The sequence below is a fragment of the Stutzerimonas stutzeri genome (assembly GCF_024448935.1).
Taxonomy (GTDB): Bacteria; Pseudomonadota; Gammaproteobacteria; order Pseudomonadales; family Pseudomonadaceae; genus Stutzerimonas; species Stutzerimonas stutzeri_AO.
This window is the reverse complement of the sequence record NZ_JAMOIE010000007.1, coordinates 21561-37554: the sequence shown is the minus strand read 5'-3', so window position 1 is coordinate 37554 and position 15994 is coordinate 21561. Positions and strand designations below refer to the sequence as shown.

At 60.6% G+C, this 15994-nt stretch carries 10 protein-coding genes; 1 reads left to right on the top strand and 9 read right to left on the bottom strand.

The features are described from left to right. Positions 1–38: 38 nt before the first annotated feature. The 3 genes from glgB to NA637_RS03395 all read right to left on the bottom strand — a co-directional run bounded on the left by glgB (position 39) and on the right by NA637_RS03395 (position 7726). Entirely contained in the window at positions 39–2255 is a 2217-nt protein-coding gene (gene glgB / locus NA637_RS03405) for a 1,4-alpha-glucan branching protein GlgB (RefSeq protein WP_256071005.1), read from the bottom strand. Beyond that, positions 2252–5575, bottom strand: coding sequence for a maltose alpha-D-glucosyltransferase (treS, locus tag NA637_RS03400; protein ID WP_256071003.1), 3324 nt, complete (start codon positions 5573–5575; stop codon positions 2252–2254). The genes glgB and treS overlap by 4 nt, the downstream gene beginning before the upstream one ends. 138 nt (positions 5576–5713) lie before the next feature. Beyond that, positions 5714–7726: an alpha-1,4-glucan--maltose-1-phosphate maltosyltransferase gene (locus tag NA637_RS03395; protein ID WP_256071002.1), complete on the bottom strand. Its 2013-nt coding sequence runs from the start codon at positions 7724–7726 to the stop codon at positions 5714–5716. Positions 7727–8068: 342 nt separating this feature from the next. Between NA637_RS03395 and NA637_RS03390 the strand changes: the two genes are divergently transcribed. After that, a complete protein-coding gene (locus NA637_RS03390; protein ID WP_256071000.1) occupies positions 8069–8233 on the top strand; it encodes a hypothetical protein in 165 nt (54 codons plus the stop codon). Here NA637_RS03390 and fdhE read toward each other — a convergent pair. The 6 genes from fdhE to NA637_RS03360 form a co-directional block, all read right to left on the bottom strand. After that, the gene (fdhE, locus tag NA637_RS03385) at positions 8230–9171 is read right to left on the bottom strand and encodes a formate dehydrogenase accessory protein FdhE (protein WP_256070999.1); all 942 of its coding nucleotides are present in this window, start codon (positions 9169–9171) and stop codon (positions 8230–8232) included. The two genes, NA637_RS03390 and fdhE, sit on opposite strands and share 4 nt — an antisense overlap. Then, complete coding sequence (locus tag NA637_RS03380; protein WP_256070998.1) at positions 9168–9857, bottom strand: formate dehydrogenase subunit gamma; 690 nt, start codon at positions 9855–9857, stop codon at positions 9168–9170. Before NA637_RS03380 ends, fdhE begins: the two co-directional genes overlap by 4 nt. Beyond that, complete coding sequence (fdxH, locus tag NA637_RS03375; protein ID WP_256070996.1) at positions 9854–10789, bottom strand: formate dehydrogenase subunit beta; 936 nt, start codon at positions 10787–10789, stop codon at positions 9854–9856. The genes NA637_RS03380 and fdxH overlap by 4 nt, the downstream gene beginning before the upstream one ends. After that, positions 10789–13869, bottom strand: coding sequence for a formate dehydrogenase-N subunit alpha (fdnG, locus tag NA637_RS03370; protein WP_256070995.1), 3081 nt, complete (start codon positions 13867–13869; stop codon positions 10789–10791). Before fdnG ends, fdxH begins: the two co-directional genes overlap by 1 nt. A gap of 151 nt (positions 13870–14020) precedes the next feature. Then, on the bottom strand, positions 14021–14941 hold the full coding sequence (ligD, locus tag NA637_RS03365; protein ID WP_256070994.1) for a non-homologous end-joining DNA ligase: 921 nt from the start codon (positions 14939–14941) through the stop codon (positions 14021–14023). A 17-nt stretch (positions 14942–14958) separates the two neighbouring features. Next, positions 14959–15969 carry a Ku protein gene (locus NA637_RS03360; protein ID WP_256070993.1) on the bottom strand — a complete coding sequence of 337 codons (1011 nt, stop codon included), beginning with the start codon at positions 15967–15969 and terminating at the stop codon, positions 14959–14961. Positions 15970–15994: the final 25 nt, after the last annotated feature.

Genomic DNA, 15994 nt, shown 5'->3' with positions numbered 1-15994 from the left:
GTCGGCGCCTGCAGTGCAGGCGCCGTCTGGCAGGCTACTCAGCCCTGGGGTCGAAGGATGACCACGCCGAGTGGCGGCAGCGTCAGCGCCAGCGAAACGTCTTGACCATGCGCCGGAATCTGCTCGGGCAGCCTGCCGCCGCCATTGCCCACGTTGGAACCGCCGTAGCACTCGGCGTCGCTGTTGAAGATTTCCAGCCAGCGGCTGTCTTCAGGCACCCCGACCCGATAGTTCTCGCGCACTACGGGCGTGAAGTTACCCACCACCAGCAGCGGATGGCCCGTGGAGCTCTTGCGCAGCCAGGCAAACACGCTGTTGGCACGGTCGTCGCCAATCAGCCACTGGAAGCCCGCCGGATCGGCATCGAACTCATGCAGCGCTGGCTCGTGTCTATACAGACGGTTTAGATCGCGCACCAGATTCTGCGCCCCGCGGTGGTCTGGCTCATCCAGCAAATGCCAATCAAGCTCGCGGTCATGGTTCCATTCGCGCCACTGGCCGAACTCGCAGCCCATGAACAACAGCTTCTTGCCCGGATGGGTCCACATGAACGAGAGGTAGGCACGAAGATTGGCGAACTTCTGCCAGCGGTCCCCCGGCATCTTGTCGATCAAAGAACCTTTGCCATGCACCACTTCGTCGTGGGAGATCGGCAGCACGAAGTGCTCCGAATAGGCGTACACCATGCCGAAGGTCAGCTTGTCATGGTGGTACTGCCGGTTGATCGGATCTTCTTGAATGTATTGCAGGGTGTCGTGCATCCAACCCATGTTCCACTTGTAGGCGAAGCCGAGCCCGCCTTCGGCAGTGGGCTTGCTGACGCCGGGAAAGGCAGTGGATTCCTCGGCGATGACCAGCGCGCCAGGTGTCTCGGTCGCGACCACATCGTTCAGGTGGCGCAGGAAGTCGATGGCTTCGAGGTTCTCCCGGCCGCCGTGACGGTTGGGAATCCACTCGCCTTCCTTGCGCGAGTAGTCTCGATAGAGCATTGAGGCCACCGCATCCACGCGCAGTGCGTCGACGTGGAACTCCCGCAGCCAGTGCAACGCCGAAGCAAGCATGAAACCATGCACTTCGGTACGCCCCAGATTATAGATGTAGGTATCCCAATCCTGGTGGAACCCCTCGAACGGGTGGGCGTACTCGTACAGCGCAGTGCCATCGAACTCGCCCAAGCCGTGTGCATCGGTCGGGAAGTGTGCCGGGACCCAGTCCAGGATCACGCCGATACCGGCTGCGTGGCAGGCATCGACGAAGGCTGCGAAGTCGTGCGCCGATCCGTAGCGCGCACTGGGTGCGAACTGCGACAGCAGCTGATAACCCCAGGAGCCGCCGAACGGATGCTCCATGATGGGCATCAGTTCGATATGGGTGAAACCCAGGTCGACCATGTAGGGGATCAGCCGCTCGGCCAGCTCATGCCAGTCGTACAGGCGACCGTCATCGCCGCCGTCACGGCGCCACGAGCCTGCGTGCAGCTCGTAAATGGCCATCGGGGCCTTTACCGATTGTTGCGCTGCCCGCTGCTGCAGCCAGGCCTCGTCTTTCCACTCGTATTCGAGCGGGTGCGAAACCACCGATGCGGTGCCCGGCGGGAGTTCCGTGGCCAGCGCAATCGGATCAGCCTTTAACGGCAGAATGCCGTTTGGACCGAGAATCTCGTACTTGTAGGCTTCGCCCGGCTGCAGACGCGGGATGAAAATCTCCCAGACGCCGGCCGGAAAACGCAGGCGCATCGGATGCCGACGCCCGTCCCAGCCGTTGAAGCTGCCGACCACCGAAACGCGGCGGGCATTGGGCGCCCATACTGCGAAGCGGACGCCCTGTACGCCCTCGACTTCCATGGGCTGAGCACCAAACACGCGACCGATCTGACGATGGTTACCCTCGGAGAACAGATACATGTCCATTTCGCCGAGTAGAGGACCAAAGCTGAAGGGGTCTTCGGTAATCTGTTCGCCCCCCGCCCAGCGAATCTTCAACAGGTATGGCTGTTGATTGGTCAACCGGGTGAAAAAGAAGCCGGGCACCTGACCCTGCTCCATTGCTGCCAGCACCTGCCCCCCGCTGCGCTCGAGTACCTCGACGCCCAATGCGTTGGGCAGGTAAGCCCGCACCACCAGACCATCGCCGTCAGGATGTGGGCCAAGGATGGAAAACGGATTGCCATGCTCGGCGCGCACCAGCGCATCGACATCGGCATCGGTTGGCAGCAGGTTTTCACCGGGCATTGTCACGGCCGGACGATCGTTCATTGGGAACCTCCATCGGAAATCTGTTGTGCCAGCGCCGCCAGTCCCTGAAGCGGGACAGACAGCCAGGCCGGGCGGTTCTCTGCCTCATAGGCCACTTCATACGCAGTCTTCTCCAGGCTGAACAGGGCCAGCGCCGCATCGGCCCCAGCGGGGTCTTTCCAGGCGTGAGGCAACTCGGCGGTCGCTTCACGGTAGGCCTCGAGGAACACTGCACGTGCGCTTTGCTGATAGGTATCGGAGGTGTTGCGGCGTGCCTGATGGGCCGTCTCCGAGCTGTCACTGGATTGAGCGTTGCGCAGGGTCATGGCGGTGGCGTATTCGAAAGAACGCAACACCCCGGCGACATCCTTGAAGGGGCTCAGCTTGCTGCGCCGCTCTTCGAGCGAGCGCGCCGGCTCGCCCTCGAAGTCGATGAAATAGGCATCGCCTTGCGCAACCAGTATCTGGCCAAGGTGCAGGTCACCATGGACGCGTGTACGCAGCCCACCAAGGGTACGATCAGCCAGCCGCTTGACCTCTGCGACAAGCTGTTTACGTTGGCCAAGCAACTGGTCGACCAGCGCGGTGGCCTTGCGGTCCAGATCGCCACGGCGAGCCTGCAGCAAATCAAGCGCATGCTCGACCTGCCCGGAGACCAGCTGCGTCCACCCCTTGGCGTCCGCAGGCTTGGTCGGCTCGGCCGCAAAAGCCTGGTTATCGGTCTGCACGGCCAAGGCCATGTGCATCTCACCGAGACGCTGTCCAAGCAAGCGGTTGAAGGCCTCCAACTCCTCGAGCGCACTGAAGTGGTTTTCGTGCAGCGAGACCCCGCCTGCAATCTGGTCGCGCACTGCCCGGTCGAGTGTGTTCAGCGTCCATTCCCAGGCGTCGCCCTGGTTGTCGAGGAAGCGCTGCACGACCATCAGGGCGTATTGCTCGCCATTCTTGTCGAAGCGGCTCACCTGACCCAGCATGGCGGAAACATGAGCGAAACCCTGTTCGGTCAGGAAGCGGCCCATCTCCAGTTCAGGGTGCATGCCTGCCGAGACGCGACGCAGCACCTTGATCATCATGCTGCCACCGACAATCGCCGAGCTGTTGGACTGCTCGGCGGTGAGATAACGCACCTCAGCATCAGCAGGCAGGTCGATATCGGCAAGCTGCGCCATCGGCTGGAAACGTATCTCGCCGTCACCGCATGGCAGCACTTGCTCCTCGCGTAGCCCCTGGATGACCCCAAGTACAAACTGCTTGAGCGCGAAAGCATCTGTCAGCAGGCCTACCTGCGGGCCGCGGCGAACACGTGCCATGGCCAGCTGCTGTGGCAGTGCGGTGTCGAAATCACCTTCGCCCAGGAAGCCCAGCGGCAACTGGTAAAGATCCGTACGCCCGCCCGCCTCGACGGCGATCTCACTTAGCAATACCGGACGTTGTGGGTCGCCGAATGGCACGCTGTAGCAGATCTTGATCGAATCGATCGTCGCATCCTTGCTGGCGAACCAGCGCCGCTTCGGCAGGTAGGCCGGGAGCGACTCGGTTTCGAGAATGCGTTTGTTGGCCGCCGTGAGCGTATCCAGGCGCTTGAGCACCAGCGTTTGAAAGTCAGGCATGGTTTCCACCGGTTCCTGGTGCCAGCTGGGCATCTGGTGACTGGTTGCCAGCTGGAACCAGTAGAAGCCGTAAGGTGGCAACGTCAGCAGATACGGGAGTTGGCCAATCGGCGGAAAGGCGCTGCCGCCGACCATCTCCACCGGCACCATGCCGGCGTAATGCGACAGTTCCAGCTCTGCAGCCTGTGCAGAGCGCGACACGTTGGCGACGCAAAAAATCACTTCGGCCTCGCCAGTTGCTGTCGTGAACTCGCGGATGTATGCAAGAATCCGACGGTTGCTGGGCGCAAGCATCTTGAGGGTGCCACGACCGAATGCCTTGAATTGCTTACGGATCGACAGCAGGCGACGCGTCCAGTTGAGCAGCGAATGCGGATCACGCTGCTGAGCCTCGACGTTGATCGCCTGATAGCCGTACAGCGGATCCATGATCGGCGGCAGCACCAGGCTTGGCGGGTCGGCACGCGAGAAGCCACCGTTACGATCGACTGACCACTGCATCGGCGTGCGTACACCATCCCGGTCACCGAGAAAGATGTTGTCCCCCATGCCGATCTCGTCACCGTAATAGATCACCGGCGTGCCGGGCATCGACAGCAGCAAGCTGTTTAGCAGTTCGATCCGACGGCGGTCCCGCTCCAACAGCGGCGCCAGACGACGACGGATGCCCAGGTTGATCCGCGCGCGCTTGTCCGAGGCGTAGTAGTTCCAAAGGTAGTCGCGCTCCTTGTCGGTCACCATTTCCAGCGTCAACTCGTCATGGTTGCGCAGGAAAATCGCCCACTGGCAGTTCTCCGGAATGTCAGGCGTTTGCCTGAGGATGTCGGTAATCGGGAAGCGGTCTTCCTGCGCCAGCGCCATGTACATGCGCGGCATCAGCGGGAAATGGAACGCCATGTGGCACTCGTCCCCTAGCCCGCCGTCCTCGCCGCCGAAGTACAGTTGGGTGTCCTCCGGCCACTGGTTCGCCTCGGCCAGGAGCATGCGATCAGGGTAGTTGGCATCGATCTCGGCGCGGATCTGCTTCAGCACCACGTGGGTCTCGGGCAGGTTCTCGTTGTTGGTGCCGTCGCGCTCGACCAGATAGGGAATGGCATCCAGCCGCAATCCATCGATCCCCAGGTCGAGCCAGTAGCGCATCACGCTGAGTACGGCCTTCATCACCTGTGGATTGTCGAAATTGAGGTCCGGCTGGTGGGAATAGAACCGGTGCCAGAAGTACTGCTGGGCGACTGGATCCCAGGTCCAGTTCGATACTTCGGTATCCAGAAAGATAATCCGCGTTCCGTCGTACTTGTCGTCGGTATCCGACCACACATAGAAGTCGCGGGCCGCGGAACCCTTTTTTGCCTTGCGCGCTCGTTGAAACCAGGGGTGCTGGTCCGACGTGTGATTGATGACCAGCTCGGTGATTACACGCAGGCCTCGTTTGTGCGCGGCGGCAATGAAGCGTCGGGCATCGGCCATGGTCCCGTATTCAGGATGCACGCCGCGATACTCGGCGATGTCGTATCCGTCATCGCGCCGCGGCGAGGGATAGAACGGCAGTAGCCAGATGGTATTGACGCCCAGATCGGCGATGTAGTCGAGCTTCTCGATCAGCCCTTGAAAGTCGCCGACGCCGTCGTTGTTCGAGTCATAGAACGATTTGAGGTGGACCTGATAGATCACTGCATCCTTGTACCAGAGCGGATCTTTGATAAAGGCGGCTGGTTTGCGCGCTTTGGCCATGTTCTCGTTCCTTTCATGAACTCCATAATCCGCCTCATTGGGAGGCCGAGTGGAGACCGAAAAATGCGTGACCCTAGAAATCAGATTCATTAATGTCCATAAACGACTGATTTCTAAGGCTATTATTGTTCCTAGAATTTACTTTAAGTCTGGATCAGGGGCGTCCGCGCTGAATCGCCAGATGCCGAATGGCTGATACCAAGGCTCGATTCGCATCCACTGCGTCTTGCCGTACCACGTCCAGCGATGCCCGTTCATGAGGTCTTCGCCATGTGTCCCGGCGTGGTCAGGAAGCCCAAGTTCCCATAGCGGCAGCTCGAAATGAGCCTCCTGGGCGTTATGCGGATCGAGGCTGATCGCCACCAGAATGAAGTTCGATCGGTCCGGCGTGCGCTTGCCGAAATACAGGATGTTGTCGTTGTAGGCCGTATAGGCCTTGAAACCGAGGTGGGTTTGCAATGCCGGATTCTGCCGGCGGATGCGATTGAGCTGGGCAATTTCGGCGATGATGTTTCCAGGGGCGTGGTAATCGCGTGGACGTATCTCGTATTTCTCTGAATTGAGGTATTCCTCCTTGCCGGGAATCGCAGCGGATTCGCACAGCTCGAAACCGGAATACATTCCCCATAAGCCTGAGCCCATGGTCGCCAGCGCCGCCCGAATGAGGAAGCCGGGACGGCCGGAGTCGTGCAGGAAGAATGGGTTGATGTCCGGTGTGTTGACGAAGAAGTTAGGCCTGTAGCAATCACGCAGCGGCGGTTCGTTGAGTTCGGTGAAGTACTCGCTCAACTCCGCCTTGTTGTTGCGCCAGGTGAAGTAGGTGTAACTCTGGTTGAAGCCGACCTTGCCCAGGCGTGCCATCATGGCCGGACGAGTGAAGGCCTCGGACAGGAACATCACGTCCGGGTCGCGCTCGCGGATGTCGGCAATCATCCATTCCCAGAACGGCAGCGGTTTGGTGTGGGGATTATCGACACGAAAGATCTTCACCCCCTGCTGCACCCAATGCCAGACCACATCACGCAGAGCGATCCACAGGTCGGGCATGGCGTCTTCGGCGTAGAAGTCGACGTTGACGATGTCCTGATATTTTTTCGGCGGGTTTTCCGCGTAGCGGATGGTCCCGTCAGGCCGCCAGGAGAACCAGCCCGGATGCTCTTTCAGCCAGGGATGGTCCTGGGAGCACTGAATGGCGAAATCGAGCGCAATTTCCAGGCCGTACTCGTGTGCGGCGGCAACCAGCTGGCGAAAATCTTCCAGCGTGCCCAGTTGTGGGTGCACCGCGTCGTGGCCGCCCTCCTCGCTGCCAATGGCATAAGGGCTGCCTGGATCGTTTGGGCCGGCCACCAGCGTGTTATTGGGGCCTTTGCGGTGTTGCCGGCCGATGGGATGAATCGGCGTGAAATAGAGCACATCGAAGCCCATGTCGCGGATCGATGGCAGGCGCTTATGCACATCACGGAAAGTGCCGTGGCGATTCGGATCGTCGGTTTCGGAGCGCGGAAACAGCTCGTACCAGCTGGCGAACTGGGCGAGCGGCCGTTCGACTTCGAGGGGGAACACCGGGCTCTGACTGCAATGCTCCCGTGGGTCGGCATCGGCCATGACCGCGGCGGTCTCTTCGGCCAGCAGAACCGACACGCGCTCGTCGTCCAGATGCGCTGTGCTCAGACGGTGCAGCAGATCGTCGATGATGGCTTTGATTTCACCCTGAGCACGGCCGCTGGCCTGCTCCAGCAGCAGGCGGCCTTCTTCGATCTCTAGCTGAACCGGCACCCCAGCGGCGTGCTTCTTCGACAATTCGTAGCGGTAGGTCTCGTAGATGTCCCACCAGGCCTCGATCATGAATTCGTGCCCGGCAACCTGTGTCGGGGTGAAATGGCCTTCCCAGCTATCGTTGCCGAGCAGTTTGAGCCGTGCATGGCGCCAGGTGCTTTCGTCCTTGGTACGCCAGCAGATCGCGGCGGCCAGTTGATCATGGCCGTCGGCGAAGATCTTGCTGGTAACGTTTACCGGATGACCAATGATGGCCTTGGCAGCGAATCGTCCACCGTCGAGCACCGGCTCGGTCGCCTCGATGGCAATGCGCGGCATCTTCAATGCTTGTTCCAGTCGGGGGTGAATCGTTGCGTGGGGCTGTGCATCGTTCATCGAACGGGCTCCTGGGGCCTAAGTTATTGCAGTACGGCAACCCAACCGCTACGGAAGCGGAAACCGTTCGGGCTGGATCTACCGTGTAAAAACCCCTTTGCAGGCTTTCACGGGCTCTATTCTTCCGAACCAAGGGAGGCTGCAAAAGTTCAGCAGGCCAGACCGCTACGGTGCAGCTGTACGCCGCTTATACGACGGGACGTCGGAAACCGCGGCGGGATCTGGAAGAAGAGGCTGTAATCCAATGGAAAGCCGAATGCGAGATGGCGCCGCCGGTACGCGTGCGTGCACCGCATGATGAACTATTCCTGACGAGACGTATTCCCAGTGATGGAGACAGCCATGACAACCCATGCCCGCCCCGATGTCCCGCAACCCGATCCCGTGGTGCACGACAAGCCGGGCGATCTGCCGCAGGTGCCCTGCCCCGACGACCTCGACAATTTCAAGCCCGGCACGCCCTATGGCGCGCAGGCCGTCGCCGACGAGGCGCCTGAGCCCACTTAGCCTCCAGTGATCAGCAGCGGGTTGTAGCCGCTGCGCGCGTATTCGTCCTGCTCAGCCAGGGCCAGATCCAAGGCCAGGCTGGCAAGATCGTCAGCCACCGGATCGGCGCGCCCGTGAAGCTCGCGGTTCATGACCTTCAGATAGCTGTGGCACTCACTGCAGGCTTCCGCCTGAACCGGCAGGAACGGCTTGCCCTTGTCATCGTCGAGGGTCAGATAGAGCAGCTTGCCGCCGGTGTCGCAGACGCTGCATTTGATACGTTCGAGATGCCATTCGGTCGCACACAGCGAACAGTGCAGGTAGCGCACGCCGCTGCGATGCCGCTCGTTATGCACGACGCTGGCGACAGCAACGGCTCCGCAACAGGGACAGAGCGCTCGCGCCTCGCCGGTGGGGCGCGCCGGTGCGCTGGGCAGGCCGATGGCCAGACGCATCCAGGTCACCTGCAGCGCAGCGCCCACCAGCGGCAGCAATGCACGTGTCGCGTCACTGCCAGGGCGCATTTCGAACACATCATCGGCCAGTTCGTCGAGCTGATCGGTTGACATTTCCCGCAGCGTGCCGAGCAATGGCCGCTGACGCTCTCCCACATGCAGCTCCAGCGCATCGAGAACGGCCAGCAAGTCCTGCTGCCAACGCACGTCCCGGCGCAGCGCCTGGAAACCGAGGGGCGGCATGCCGTGTTTCAGCGCCTGATCGAAGGCATCTGCGGCCGGACGCCAGGCTGGCTCGGATTCCGTCAGAACGTGATGCTGGGCCTGTACCAGGCGCGCCATGAAGGCCAGAAATTCATCCAATGCCGGCACTTGCACGACCAGTTCTCGCAACCGAGTCGCCCGTTTACTGAACACCTTCGTGTCCGGCAGCACCACATGGGGCGCCTCCATTATCCCGGACGGCGCACTCCCATAAGCGTGGTTCGCTGCAGCTCCTTTCATCGGTTGCGGTCCTGCACTTCGCTCGTGGGCGATGCGCTTTGCGAGTCGGATTTCTTGTTACGCATGATGTCCTCATACCAGAGCCCGTGATGGTGTCGTGCCCAGGCGTGGCTGACACGCCCCTGTGTCATCGCCCGCACCGAACCCTTAACCCAGATCGCCGAGTAGACATGAATGACCAGTGTGATGATCGCGATGAAGGCAGCGATCGCATGGATCATCACCGCCCAGCGCAGCGCCCAGACTGGCATGTCATCGGCGATCCAGGGGCGCCAGAGCACGATTCCGGTAATCAGCAAGATCGGCACGGTGGCGAGAAAGATCCAGTACACCAGCTTTTGCCCGGCATTGTTCTTGCCCACCGGTGGCAAGCGCTCGTCACGGTTGCTGAGCACATCGCCGATCTGCTTGACCCATTGGACGTCGTGCCGACGGATCAGGTTGTCGCCGAAGAAGCGCACGGCCTGGATGATGAAGAACAACGACATGAACACGCCGATATAGGGATGCACGATTCGCGTCGGCTCCGGGCCACCGAACAGCGCGGTCAGCCCGAAGAAGGCCGGGTAGAACAGCGCAAGGCCGCTCAGGGTCAGCAATACGAAGGCTATCGCGATGAGCCAATGATTGACTCGCGTCCACCAGCTGTACCGCAGGATGCCGTACCTGACGTTGGAATGGCTCATAACCGCTCCTCCCCACGACGATCCAACTCGCGATCCGATGCAGCCAATTCTGGATCCGGATCGTCCTCGGGCTCTTCCTTCGGCCCCTTCATCACGTAATGGAAGAACCCGGCCAATACCGACATGCCCAGCGCCACGGACATGATCGGCTTGGTCACGCCTTTCCACAGCTCCACCGTCGGGCTGATGTGCGGGTCCTTTGGCAGGCCGCTGTAGATTTCCGGCTTGTCCGCATGTTGCAGCACGTACACCACATGCGTGCCGCCTACACCCGCTGGATCGTAGATGCCGGCATTCTCGTACCCCCTTCCCTTGAGATGCTCGACCCGATGGGCACCGTAGTCGAGCATGTCGTCCTTGGTGCCGAACATGATCGCCGAGGTCGGACAGCTCTTGACGCAGGCGGGTTCCAGGCCGTTAAAGACCCGGTCGGAGCACAGCGTGCACTTGTAGGCCTTGTTGTCCTTTTTCGAGATTCGCGGAATATCGAAGGGGCATCCCGCCACGCAGTAGCCGCAACCGATGCAATGCTCGGAGTTGAAATCGACGATCCCGTTGGCGTACTGCACGATGGCGCCGGGCGACGGGCAGGCCTTGAGGCAGCCCGGCTCGGCGCAATGCATGCAGTTGTCCTTGCGGATCAGCCATTCGAGGTTGCCCTGCTCGTCCTCGTATTCACTGAAGCGCATGACCTCAAAGGATTCCGCCGTCAGGTCCTGGGGGTTGTTGTAAGTCCCGTCGCATTCGCCGACTTCATCGCGCAGGTCGTTCCACTCCGAACACGCCACCTGACAAGCCTTGCAGCCGATGCAGACGGAAACGTCGATGAGCTTGGTCACCTTGTCGACGCCGCCATGCCGCACCTGGGGCGATGGCGTGGTGGTCGCCGAGCGAGCGATGATGTTCTGCAGGTTGATCTGATCTCCACGCATCAGGCGGCTCCTCCAATCTTCTCCACGTTCACCAGAAACGACTTGAACTCCGGCGTCTGTGTGTTGCCGTCACCCACGAACGGGGTGAGGGTGTTGGTCAGGTGCGCTTTTTTCGCCACACCCTTGAAGCCCCAATGGATGGGGATACCGATCTGGTGCACGGTACGGCCATCGATCTGCAGCGGGGTCAGCCGTTTGGTCACCACGGCGACTGCCGTGATAAAGCCCCGCTTGGACGTCACCCGTACTCGCTCACCCGCCACGATACCCAGCTCCTCGGCAAGGACCGTGCTCATCTCGATGAACTTCTCCGGCTGGGCGATTGCATTCAGCCGCGCATGTGTCGTCCAGTAATGGAAGTGCTCGGTGAGACGGTAGGTCGTTGCCGCGTAAGGGAAATCCTTGTTGGAGCCGAACGAGTCGCGATCCTGCTCGAACACTCGGGCGATCGGGTTGTTCAACGCCAAGGGATTGTTCGGGCTCATCGGGTTACGGTCGATGGGTGTTTCCATCGGCTCGTAGTGCTCCGGGAAGGGCCCTTCGTTCAGCCATTCACAGGCGAAGAAATGGCCGCCCCCGCTCTGGGTGATGATGAACGGACCCACGCCTTGAGAAGGTGGCGACGTAAGCGGAAAGTCTGGTACATCCGCGCCCGTCCAGCGCTCGCCATTCCACCAGATGAACGCTTTGTTCGGCGCCCACGGCGTGCCGTCTGGCCGTGCCGAAGCGCGGTTGTAGAGAATCCGTCGGTTCATCGGCCAGGCCCAGGCCCAACCCAGCGTATTGCCGGTGTTATAGGGATCGGAGTTGTCGCGCCTGGCCATCATGTTGCCTTCTTCGGTCCAGGCGCCGGAGTAGATCCAGCAACCGCAGGCAGTCGAGCCGTCATCGCGAAGCTCGCTGAAGTCCTTCAGCAACTCACCCTTGCGACGCACGACATTACCCGCGTCGTCGGTCAGGTCCACCAGCGCGCGGCCGTTGTACTCCTGCGCCAGCTCCGCCGCCTTGGGGAATTTCGGGTCCTTGTAATTCCAGGAGAGGTTCAGGATCGGATCGGGAAACGCACCGCCCTCCTCCTGGTACAGATGCTTCAAGCGCAACATGATCTCGCCGAGAATCTCGGTGTCGGTCATCGATTCGCCGGGCCCCGGTGCTGCTTTCTCGTGCCATTGCAGCCAGCGAGAGCTGTTGGTGATCGAGCCGTCGTCCTCGGCAAAGCAGGTCGTAGGCAAGCGGAAGACTTCGGTACCGATTTGCGACGGATCGACATCGTGGTACTCGCCGAAATTCTTCCAGAACTCGCCGGTTTCCACGGTTAGCGGATCCATGATCACCAGGTACTTGAGCTTCGACAGGCCGTCCATGACCTTGGCCTTGTTGGGGAACGCGGCGAGGATATTGAAGCCTTGGCAGAAGGCGCCGGTCATCTTGCCCAGGGTCATGTCATTGATCGCGTAAAGCACGTCGTAGATCGGCACCGACAGCTTCGGCAGCCAGTCGTAGCACCAGTCGTTTTCGGCCGTGGCGACGTCGCCGTACCAGTCCTTCATCAGGCTGACGAAGAAACGCTCATAGAACTTCCAGTACGAAACCTCGCCTTCCACGAGCGGTTGCTTGATGCGTGTCTTCATGTAATCGGCGTAGGTTTGCAGATTCGCCGACGGCAGGTTCATGTAGCCAGGCAACAGATTGGACAGCAGGCCGATGTCCGTCAGGCCTTGAATGTTGGAGTGCCCCCGCAGGGCGTTCACGCCGCCGCCGGGCATGCCCATGTTGCCGAGCAGCAGCTGCACCATCGCACCGCAACGGATCATTTGCGAACCGATGGTGTGCTGCGTCCACCCCAGCGCGTAGAGGATGGTCATGGTCTTGTCGGGCGCCGAGGTCTGCGCCATCAGGTCCCAGAGCTGCTGCACCTTGTCCTGCGGCATGCCGCAGATGTTTTCCACCTGCTCGATGGTGTAGCGGCTGTAATGCTCACGCATCAGCTGGAACACACAGCGTGGATGCCTGAGGCTGGGATCGGCGCGTGCGAAGCCGCGCTCGTCCAGTTCGAAGTTCCAGGTTTCGCGGTCGTAGGTTTTGTTCTCGGGGTTATAGCCGGTGAACAGCCCTTCGTCGAAACCGAAGCCTTCAGCGACGATCAGGCTGGCGTCGGTGTATTCGCGAACGTATTCGTGAGCGTAGCGATCGGACTCGATCAGATAGTTGATGAAACCGCCAAGAAACACGATATCGGTGCCGGTACGGATCGAACCGTGGTAGTCGGCCACCGCTGTGGTGCGGTTGAAGCGCGGGTCGATCGAAATCAGGATCGCGTTGCTGCGCTCCTTGGCATGCATGACCCAGCGGAAGCCCACCGGATGTGCTTCAGCCGAGTTGCCACCCATCGACAGGATGACGTTAGCGTTGGCGATGTCGACCCAGTGGTTCGTCATGGCACCGCGACCAAATGTTGGGGCAAGACCTGCCACCGTTGGTCCGTGTCAAACGCGCGCCTGGTTGTCGAATTGGAGAATGCCGAGTGCCCGGGTGATCTTCTGCGTGAGATAGGCCGTCTCGTTGGTGCAGGCCGACGCTGCCACCATGGAGGTTGTCAACCAGCGATTGACCAGTTGCCCCTGCTCGTCGTGCGTCTCGAAATTCTTGTCGCGATCGTCCTTCATGTGCCGTGCGATACGCGTGAAAGCCTCGTCCCAGCTGATGCGCTTCCATTCGTTGGTGAATGGCTCGCGCACTTCCGGATACTTCACCCGAGACTCGCTCTTGATGAAATCGAGCACACCCGCTCCCCGTGGGCAGAGCGAGCCGCGGCTGACGGGGTGATCCGGGTCGCCTTCGACGTGGTAGATGTTGTCGATCACGTTGGCGGCGCCATCGCCACGGGAATAAAGCAACATGCCGCAACCAACCGAGCAGTAGGTGCAGATGTTGCGGGCTATTTTCGCGCCGGTCAGTTTGAAATGACGAATCGACGCAACGGCTTCATCAGGCGCAAACCCCATCATGGCCATGCTCGATGCGCCTACACCTGCCGCACCGAACTTGAGGAACTGTCGCCGGGATACTCGCACGGTCATGGTATCTCCTCTTGCTTTTCATGTCTGTCCATCAATGATATCCGACTGAACCGCTCTGGAATGGTTCCTCCGGCGAGACGGACAGGCGCGTTTTCGCTGCGCCAGCATGATGCTAGCTCAGAAGATTGGCGATATCCAATCACCCGTCGCGTCACTGGCGCGCAGCAAGGTCCTTCAACAGCTGGGTTGAGAGCGTTTGGCGGATCGTGGCGTAATCGGCCCAGGGATCGCTCTTCAAGTCATCGAGGCGTTCCTGCAGGTTGAGGATGTTCCATTGATCGGCAGCGCTGATCTGGTCCAGTTCGTCCCGTGTGACCGGCACCGAGACGGGCAGCCTGGGTCGTGCTCGTGCAGAAAAAGCAGCAACCGTGCTAGCGCCTCGCTGGTTGCGCAAGTAGTCGACGAAGATCTTGCCAACCCGATTCTTCGGCCCCATCTTTGCGACGATCTGCTCAGGTGACTGTTTGGCCAGGCGAACCGTGACCATACGGGCGAATTCGTTGGCGCACTCCCAGCTCTGACGACGATCGATCGGCACCACGACATGCAGGCCGCGCCCACCGCTGGTTTTGATGAACGCCTTGAGACCGAGTTGATCCAGCAGCTCAAGGGCCAGATTGGTCGCCTCGACCATGCTTGACCATGGCAGTTTCGGGTCTGGATCCAGATCGAAGACCACCCGATCCGGCTTGTCGATGCGGTCGCTGCGCGCGTTCCAGGTATGAAATTCGACGGTGCCCATCTGCACCGCCTCGACGACCGCGCTGATAGTGTCCGCCTGGATCAGGCGTGCATGATCCGGATCGAGGGATTTATCCAACACGCCCATGTGCGGCATTTTCAGCCGCCCGCAGTGGCGCTGGAAGAAGCTCTCGCCACTGACACCATCAGGCGCACGGACGATGGTCAGCGGACGCCTGGCCAGATGAGGCATGAGCCATTCGCCAACGGCCAGATAGTACTCAGCGAGCTGCAGCTTGGTGGCACCGCTTGCCGGATCGATGACACGTTGCGGATTACTGATGCCGATACCGCCTACATCGGGGCGGTTCCTGGCAGCTTTTTCAGCCATGCATGCTCCTCGTGAGGTCAGCTCGCTTTCTTGCTGGTGGACTTGCTGGCAGCCGGCTTGCTGGTGCTGGTCTTGCGCGCCGTCGAGGTTTTGCTGGTCGAGGGTTTACTGGCTGCAGGCTTCGCCGGGGCCTTCGATTTGCCGGTCGTGCTTTTGCTCGTGGTCCGCTTGGCAGGCGTTGCAGCCTCTTCGCTGTCATCGTCATCGTCGTCAGTCGGCGCAGCTTTCTTGGCGGATGACTTGCCGGCCAGGCTACGTTTGAGCAGTTCGGTCAGGTCGATGACATCGGCGCTGCGACGATCGATCGCTTCCTCCGGCCCGCCCACGGCTTCGAGCTTGCCTTCGCGAGCCTTGGTCTCCACCAGAGCCATGATCTGGTCTTGGAAGGTGTCCTTGTATTGTTCCGGATTCCAATCCTCGCTCATGTCCTCGACCAGCCGCTTGGCCATGTCGAGTTCCTTCGGGTTGAGGTCGGCATTAAGCGCTTCGTCTTTCATTTCAAGGTACTCCACGCCCCTGACTTCGTCGGCCCAGCGCAGCGTATTCATCACCAGCGCCTTGCCCAGCGGCATCACCACCGCGAGGTGCTGCTTGTTGCGCAGCACGACGTTGGCGATGCCGACCTTGCCAGTCTGAATCAGCGTCTCGCGCAGCAATGCGTAAACCTTTTCACCACGACGGTCAGGCGTCAGGTAATAAGGCGTGTCGATGTAGAGAAACGATATGTCCTTGGCATCGACGAATGCGACGATGTCCACCGTCTGCGTCGCTTTCGGGTGGGCTGATTTGATCTCGTCGTCGCTGATCACGACGTAGTGGCCTTTCTCATACTCGACGCCCTTGACGATATTTTCGCTGTCGATGTCTTCGCCGGTGGTCTTGTTGATGCGCTTGTAGCCGACCCGGTCCATGCTGCGCTTGTCCAGCCAGTCGAAATCGATTCCCGAGCGGGTGGTGGCTGGCACCAGGGCGACGGGAATATGAACCAGGCCGAAACTGACGGCGCCTTTCCAGATCGTACGGGGCATAAGCCTTCCCTCCTGTCGACAGTCG

Excerpts from the sequence above, each read along its gene's own strand:
- glgB (WP_256071005.1), bottom strand. The coding sequence starts at position 2,255 with ATGAACGATCGTCCGGCCGTGACAATGCCCGGTGAAAACCTGCTGCCA.
- treS (WP_256071003.1), bottom strand. The coding sequence starts at position 5,575 with ATGGCCAAAGCGCGCAAACCAGCCGCCTTTATCAAAGATCCGCTCTGG.
- NA637_RS03395 (WP_256071002.1), bottom strand. The coding sequence starts at position 7,726 with ATGAACGATGCACAGCCCCACGCAACGATTCACCCCCGACTGGAACAA.
- NA637_RS03390 (WP_256071000.1), top strand. The coding sequence starts at position 8,069 with ATGACAACCCATGCCCGCCCCGATGTCCCGCAACCCGATCCCGTGGTG.
- fdhE (WP_256070999.1), bottom strand. The coding sequence starts at position 9,171 with ATGAAAGGAGCTGCAGCGAACCACGCTTATGGGAGTGCGCCGTCCGGG.
- NA637_RS03380 (WP_256070998.1), bottom strand. The coding sequence starts at position 9,857 with ATGAGCCATTCCAACGTCAGGTACGGCATCCTGCGGTACAGCTGGTGG.
- fdxH (WP_256070996.1), bottom strand. The coding sequence starts at position 10,789 with ATGCGTGGAGATCAGATCAACCTGCAGAACATCATCGCTCGCTCGGCG.
- ligD (WP_256070994.1), bottom strand. The coding sequence starts at position 14,941 with ATGGCTGAAAAAGCTGCCAGGAACCGCCCCGATGTAGGCGGTATCGGC.
- NA637_RS03360 (WP_256070993.1), bottom strand. The coding sequence starts at position 15,969 with ATGCCCCGTACGATCTGGAAAGGCGCCGTCAGTTTCGGCCTGGTTCAT.